The 8,187-nt window shown below is 34.7% G+C and carries 6 protein-coding genes; all 6 read right to left on the bottom strand.

Translation table 11 applies throughout. From position 1 onward, the window contains the following. On the bottom strand, positions 1-845 hold an 845-nt coding region (locus ACTTG8_RS09185; protein ID WP_442561815.1), incomplete at its 3' end, for a hypothetical protein. Positions 846-862: 17 nt separating this feature from the next. Then, positions 863-2,038, bottom strand: coding sequence for a non-hydrolyzing UDP-N-acetylglucosamine 2-epimerase (gene wecB / locus ACTTG8_RS09190; protein ID WP_442561816.1), 1,176 nt, complete (start codon positions 2,036-2,038; stop codon positions 863-865). A 2-nt stretch (positions 2,039-2,040) separates the two neighbouring features. Continuing rightward, complete coding sequence (locus tag ACTTG8_RS09195; protein ID WP_442561817.1) at positions 2,041-3,687, bottom strand: ATP-binding protein; 1,647 nt, start codon at positions 3,685-3,687, stop codon at positions 2,041-2,043. A gap of 5 nt (positions 3,688-3,692) precedes the next feature. Further along, positions 3,693-4,901: a polysaccharide biosynthesis C-terminal domain-containing protein gene (locus ACTTG8_RS09200; protein WP_442561818.1), complete on the bottom strand. Its 1,209-nt coding sequence runs from the start codon at positions 4,899-4,901 to the stop codon at positions 3,693-3,695. Between the two features lie 14 nt (positions 4,902-4,915). Next, positions 4,916-5,956, bottom strand: a complete 1,041-nt coding sequence (locus ACTTG8_RS09205) for a polysaccharide biosynthesis protein (RefSeq protein WP_442561819.1) — start codon at positions 5,954-5,956, stop codon at positions 4,916-4,918. 432 nt (positions 5,957-6,388) lie between these two features. Further along, a partial coding sequence (locus tag ACTTG8_RS09210) for a hypothetical protein (protein ID WP_442561820.1) occupies positions 6,389-8,187 on the bottom strand: 1,799 nt, incomplete at its 5' end.

Raw genomic sequence — 8,187 nt, forward strand, 5'->3', positions numbered from 1 at the left:
CATATTTTAGATAAATATTGCATATCTAACACTACGGTCTTCTTGCTAAGTCTCTCTTTAACTTCGTCCATCTTTTTATCAATACCGTAAAAAACTATAACTCCATCATATATACTTCTATGCACAGGCGGCACGAAAAATACCAATTCTATGTGGTTATCATTGCAATAATTGGCAATATGCAACAAGTTTGCTACACAGTCTTCATCTATTTCATAGTTTTCACATATAGCCTTTATCTGAGTTAAATAAGTATCAAATCTATTTTTATCAAGTTCTACAGTCGCAGCAACTTCCTCCGACTTAATTTTTCTTAAATTTAATATAGCTTCATCAATCATTGCCTTGTTATTAAAATAATCTAAAAAATACTGAATCGCATCCATTTTTACAACCTGTTTTATCCTATCTAACTGCCTTTTCTTATTTAAGCTATAATAATCTACCTCAAAAATTACTCTTTCAGGCTTTGTTTTAGAAACTGCAAGCCAAAACTCGTCTATGCTCTCCTTCATAGTACAACCGCCAAAGGCTAAATTGACATAATTTCTACCATCCAACTTATTTAAATTCATTACATCTATGCCATTAATCCTAGAATCTCCAAAAATAAAACTATACTTCACATTGTTAGCTTTTCCAAGATTATTTATATATTTTATAATAGAATACGGACTATCTATTGTTTTAGTTCCATCATAGGCTATCAATTTTGTTTCTTTCACATTGTGAAAAATAGTCTTTCTAAGTCCTGAAAAATCATTTATGTCAAATGCCAAAAATAGAATAAAATATCCAATTATTGGTAGTATTATTATAAATAGCTTTATGTATAACCTTTTCATAGAGTTTACTTCTCCACCTACTTCCTCCACACCATCTTATTCACAATCCCTGTATATCCCTGTATTATCCTAACTACCTTATCACTCACATTTTCATCCATGTAGTCAGGGGTTGGGAGACCGAAATCTCCGTTTTCTTTGAGGCTTACTGCTGTATCTGCTGCCTGAAGAAGGCTCTTCTCATCTATTCCGGCTAAGATAAAGTCTCCTTTTTCTAAGGCCTCCGGCCTTTCAGTTGAAGTCCTTATGCAGACTGCCGGAAAGGGGTGTCCCTCGCTTATGTAAAATGAACTTTCTTCAGGAAGAGTGCCACTGTCTGAAACTACCAAAAACGCTGACATTTGAAGTTTATTGTAATCATGAAACCCCAAAGGCTCTTGCCTTATTACCCTACTATCAAGCTGAAATCCCGATTCTTCAAGCCTCTTCCTACTTCTTGGGTGACAAGAATATAACACCGGCATATCATATTTTTTTGCCAATTTATTAACTGCCGTAAAAAGTGAGTTAAAATTTTTCTCAGTATCTATATTCTCTTCTCTATGTGCAGAAAGAAGTATGTATCTTCCCTCTTCTAACTTAAGTCTTTCAAGTACATCACTTGCCTTAATTTCTGCCAGATTAGCCCTTAGCACCTCTGCCATAGGCGAGCCTGTAACATAGGTTCTTTCTTTTGGAAGTCCACATTCTACGAGATATCTTCTGGCATGCTCTGAGTACGCCAGATTTACATCTGAAATTATATCTACTATCCTACGATTAGTTTCCTCCGGCAGACATTCGTCCTTACATCTGTTGCCGGCTTCCATATGGAAAATAGGAATATGCAACCTCTTTGCCGAAATAGCCGAAAGACAGCTATTTGTATCTCCCAATATTAAGAGTGCATCAGGTTTAATACTTGCCATCAACTTATAAGATGCTGCTATTATGTTACCGACAGTTTCTCCAAGGTCAGCCCCTACTGCATCCATATATACTTCTGCATCAGCTAATTTTAAGTCCCTAAAAAAGATACCGTTTAAGTTATAATCATAGTTTTGTCCTGTATGTGCTAAGATACAGTCAAAATATTTCCTACATTTTTTTATAACCTCTGAAAGTCTTATAATTTCAGGCCTAGTTCCAACTATAATCAATAGTTTTAATTTTCCATTATCAGCAAAACTCACATCTGAATAATCCTTTTTCATAGCTATTCCTCATCTTTGTCCTTTAATCTATATTGTCCCTTGCCTTTTCCATCTATTTTTATAAGAATACCCAAGTTCTTCATCTTATCCAGCATTTTTCTTGCACCTTGCTCTGAAGAGCCAAGTATTTTTGCAATGTCCTTAACCGAAAAAACAGTATCAATATCAATATTCTTACAGACTTTTATTATATTATTTTTAGTAATCTCATGATAATTTTCCTCATCTAATAAGGATTTTATCTTATTTAGATCAATCCTGCTGCCTTTGGAAATTTTCTTATCAAATTGGCCTCTCTTTTTCTCAAAAGTAGACACTTTTTTATTTAAACAGTGTATTATCTTATCAATGGCAATTCCCTTCACCTTAAGTTGCCGGTTATCACTATTACAATCTTTATCTTTTGCGTCTTTCTCTATCTTCTTTCCTAAGAGTTCATTTTTATTTTTTATAGATATTTTACTCTTATCATTTTTTATACTACTAAAATTATTGTATACTACCGTCCTAAGCATAAAGGCATTTACATAATACTGTGGTTCATTCAAGCCTACTTCTTCCAGTTCCTTGCACATACGGGGTACACCTTCTCCGTATTCTTTCACATACTCATACGCTTTTAAATATTCAGCAATCTTAGGATTTCTTGAAAAATGCGTATACCGAATGTTATCCACCTTAACCATCCCCGGCAATCTACCGGGACTTTCTACCGACATATGGTCATCAAACATCTTTATCTGAATATCTGTACCCATTATATTATACGAACGATGTGTAACAGCATTTACAATTATTTCCTGCTGGACAAATTTGGGATATTCCTCTTCATGTACAAATCTCCCATCATTTCCAAGATAAGTTCTTTCTCTAGTCTGTGTCTTAAGAAAGTTTATAGAGTCCTGTATTATTTTTAATATATTACCCTCAAAAATAACATCTTTTATAACATTCATCTCTGTACCTACTTTTTCCTCTATTCCATCATAACGAATAAATCTTACCCTTGCACGAGGAAAGAAGTCCTGTGGATTTTTGCCGAACAAAAGGATTGCAGCAGAGCTTATCTGCATTTGTCCGTTTATCTCTTTTACAAAACCTTTATTCTGTCTAAGGTATTCCATTGGAGATTTATTATATCCGATTTTCTTAGTATAGTCTTCTACCAAGGCTAAATCTATATCCTCCAATCCGGCGTTAGGCACAGGTTTATCTTCAAAATGTCTTTCTCCTTTGTCATAAGAAAGTTGGAGCCTTTCTTCAAATTTCAAAAGTTTTGACTTATCTCCTACCCTATAATATGCCTCATCTGCTTGATTTGCATGAACTTGAGGACAGGCATCTACCTTCATAAGTAAGACATGGTTTTTTCTTCCCTTATAGTCTATACATTCAACCTTTTCAAGCATTACCGATATCGTAGGATGGCAGTAATCAAAAGGTACTCTTAGCAATTCATTTACCTTTGATGTTTCAAAGTCAATACCCTCTATTCTCTTCATTTTATCAGATATTCCAATAGCAACAGTTCCACCATCAGCATTAGCAAATGCAACGAGGGTTATTGCAAGAGTCTTTGCATCTATTTTTATACTTTTTCTATCAAAAATTTGCATCTCTTCAAATGCCAAAACTTCATCTATTGTCATCTGTTTTAGTTCCTTTCTACCATCTCCCCAAATGTATCCGGTCTATTTTTATCAAAACTTTCATTAGCCCACATTAGTGTAACCAAATCATCTGTATCCGAAAGATTTATTATATTGTGGGTATAACCCGGCAACATATGTACAGCCTCTATCTTTTCTCCACTTACATAAAACTCTAAAATTTCATCGCTCCCTACTCTTCTCTCCTGTATAAGTGCCTTACCTGAAACGACTATGAAAAATTCCCACTTTGTGTTGTGCCAGTGTTCTCCTTTGGTAATACTCGGTTTGCTTATATTGACCGAAAATTGCCCACAGTTTAATGTTTTTAAAACTTCAGTAAAACTTCCCCTATTATCCACATTCATTTTTAACGGGAAACTTACTTTTTCCTTAGGCAAATAAGACAGATATGTTGAATATAATTTTTTTTCAAAACTTCCCATAGGAATTTCAGGCATAATCAAAGTATCAGGCTGTTTCTTAAACTCAACTAAAATATCAGCTATTTTCCCTAAAGTTACTTTGTGAGTCATAGGAATATAAGCATATTTTCCATCTTTTTTTGCCACTGCTTTCACTCCCTCATACTCACAGTATTGCTCTTTATTTTCTAAGGCATCTAAAAGTCCATCTATTAAGTCATCTATATATAAAAGTTCAAGTTCTGTATTTCTGTCATTTATATGCAACGGCAAGTCATTAGCTGTATTATAACAAAAAGTAGCTACAGCCGAATTATAATTCGGTCTGCACCACTTTCCGAATAAATTGGGGAATCTATATACCAGTACCTTTACTCCTGTATCTTCACCATAAGTAAAGAAGAGATTTTCTCCTGCAAACTTAGACTTCCCATACTCTGAATCCTTAAATCTTCCCTCAAGTGTAGCCTGAACTGAAGATGCAAGCATTACAGGGGCTGTATTATTATATTTTTTTAATTCAACAAGCAAATCTGATGTAAAGCCAAAATTTCCTTTCATAAATTCATCTTTTTCTAACGGACGATTTACTCCGGCTAGATTAAACACAAAGTCAGCCCTTCTACAAAAATCAGAGAGCTGATCTTTTGATGAATCCAAATCAAACTCAAATATTTCATCAATCTTAAGCGCAGGCCTAGTTTGGTTTTTTCCATCTCTTATACATTTAAGATTTTCCACAAGATTTTGTCCTACAAAGCCCTTAGCACCTGTTATCAGTATATTCATTGTATTTATCCAATCTAATTATTTCCTAGTTCATCTTTTATATATTGAAGTTCCAAAAGCTTAGCCTTAACTTCTTCTACATTTAACAGTTCTGTATTATTTGAGTTAAACTCAGCCAGCTTAGTTCTCTTTGTACTTCCCTCTGTAAAATATTTATCATAATTAAGATTTCTGCTGTCACAAGGAACTCTGTAAAACTTTCCTAAGTCTATGGCTCTTTCACATTCTTCATTTGTAAGCAGGGTTTCATACATCTTCTCCCCATGCCTTATTCCTATCTGTCTGATTTCATTCTTATCACCGTTAAAAAGTTCACATACTGCTTCTGCTTGAACCTGTATTGTACAGGCAGGTGCTTTTTGCACAAGGATATCACCTGTTTCTCCATGTTCAAAAGCAAAAAGAACTAGATCCACAGCCTCTTCAAGCGACATAATAAATCTTGTCATAGTCGGCTCTGTAACAGTAATAGGATTTCCTGCTCTTATTTGGTCTATCCAAAGTGGAATAACAGAGCCTCTTGAGCACATCACATTTCCATATCTGGTACAGCAGATTTTTGTCTTTGACTGCTCCACTGTACGAGACTTTGCTACTATTACTTTTTCCATCATAGCCTTGCTTGTTCCCATCGCATTGACAGGGTAGGCTGCCTTATCCGTAGACAGACAGATTATACTCTTTACTCCGGCTTCTATTGCCGCATTAAGCACATTTTCCGTTCCAAGCACATTTGTCTTAACAGCCTCTATCGGGAAAAATTCACAAGACGGAACCTGTTTTAAAGCTGCAGCATGAAAGATATAATCCACGCCATTCATAGCATTTTTTACTGAGTTTATATCTCTCACATCTCCAATATAAAATTTTATCTTCTCAGCAACCTCAGGCATTTTCGTCTGATATTCATGCCTCATATCATCCTGTTTCTTCTCATCTCTTGAAAATATCCTAATTTCTCCTATATCCGTAGCAAGAAACCTATCCATTACTGCATGACCGAATGAACCTGTACCTCCTGTTATTAACAAAGTTTTTCCTGTAAATATACCCATTGATATCTGCCTTTCTAAAATACTGTATCTTGAAAATAAATTTATAATATGCTATATTTATGGAGAGGAGAGTATCCATTTCAAAATGGATACTCCCCAAGCATGATTAATCTTTTTACAGACTACTCAGCTTGCTTGCGACAAGCTGGTAACTTACTTTCTCTTACTAAGATAAGTAAGAATGGCGATTAGAAAACCGCCGAAGGATATTAGCAAAGCTATTATCCCTATGAAAATCATGATGATTTCATAAGCAGTCATCAGCACCACCTCCCTTCGTGTATTTCCGATTTTCGGTTATCGGTTTTATACTTAGGGAGTTTCCCTTTTTGTCACAGATACTCTCCACGGGTTATTCTAGCACAAACGGCTTAGTTTTTCAATAAACGATACTTTGGGATTAGTTAACAAAATTTAATCTCTCTTCGTATGTTACTGTATATAATCATAAGGATTTAATGTTCTCTTATATTCAGAAAGTACATCTACTCTCTTAAATGCTCCCTGCTTATCCTGATACTGCATTAAAACATAAGGTACAAATTTTATCTGACCTGCTGATAACATATGTCTTTCTTTACTATTGACATAGTCCTCTATCTTACCATCAAAATCTGGACTCTCTTTATTAGCCCAATAAACATCTATATTTACTGTTGCATTAGCTGAAAACTTACTATAGTCTTGGAACCTATGAGGACTGTACTGGTCTGCACACATTCCGGCTGCTCCAAAACGAGGTCCGTATACTGTCGTCTGGTCTAATCCCCATCCTAAGCTTCCACCTACTATATCAGCACTAAATGCATCTTTGTACTGCTCCTTATCTAACCTAGTCTTTCTAGGTGTATTCTGGGACTTAAAATTATAACTTGAATTATTAGATAACCCCCCTAAAAATCCTTTAGCACTAGGACTAAACGAATTATTCTTAAAATCACACAATGTCAACTGGTCTTTTCCTCTGTATAAAATAAACTTGTAATTAAATCCACTATGATTAGTTTTCCAACTACTTAATGTTCCTCTACTATCACTATCTGACTCCCTACCAGCCATACCTGGAGTTACATAATCCATTGTGTCTTTTGGACAATGTTGATTGTATGCTGATAATACAGAAGGGTAATTATATCCTTTACTATTATATACACCTATTAAAATTGATGTATCTTTCCAATCCCATCCTCCACAAGGCGTATCCCAACAAGCATTACTATGAGTGTGTTCATATAAATTACAAGTCTTTACCTTCTTCTTCTTTTTTTTCTCCTTTTTTACCTTCTTTCCATCCTCATCCTCGTAATAATGACTTGTATATGTCTTATAATAATAACAAGGACCTTCTGTATGTGTATGTTCATATTTAGTACAGAAGAAATGATGCCCATGTCCACCATGGTCAAAACATTTTTTATTAGCTATAGCTGGTGACTTCCATACAAATGTATTACTTAATATCCTATTCAACCTATTCTTACTATCAAAGCCATCTCTTATAGATATCTTACTCTCCGATATCTTATAATCCCCTGTTTCATCTTTCTGTAATGTTGTGTCTTTTCTTATAGTTCTTATATAAACTACTGTTATTATTTGTTCATCTTTTCCTAATGTTACTTTAGATTTCGCTGAGGTTCCATGCTTTATTCCCAAAGATACCTCAGTAGCTACATCAGTTCTTGGTTTAGGGTTCTTCTCTACCTTCTTATCCCTACCTGTAAACCATCCTATTATCTTATATTCCTTTGGCTCTTCCGTTACCTTTACATGCTTTACTACATTATCTTCTTTGTATGTTCCTACATGCTTATACTTTGTCTCAGTCTTTACTCCATTCTTATAAACCTCTATTTCATCCCAATACTGCTTCAGTATCTTTTTCTTACCTTGCTTAGTTTTATCATTAGAAGGGTCCTCTGGGTCTCCAGGACTATCGTTGTTGTTGTAAGTGTCTATTACGCCTTCTGTTTTTTCTTCTCTAAGGAATACTACTACTAATGTATCCTCTCCTTTGTATTTCTTCTTAGTAACTTTATCTAAACCTAATGTTATTAAGTCTGCTCCTTTTCCACTCCTAAAACCTTCATTATCTGCCTCTGCCATCCTACTCTTTAGTTCTCCATTTGGTTTAGGATTATCTACAACATCTGATGTATCATCAATTAAGTCTTGACCTGTAAACCATCCTACTAATTTGTATCCTTTTGTTGTTTTCTCTGTTGGTTTAT

Origin of the sequence: Catonella sp., assembly GCF_052173895.1 — a bacterium.
Lineage (GTDB): Bacteria > Bacillota > Clostridia > Lachnospirales > Lachnospiraceae > Catonella.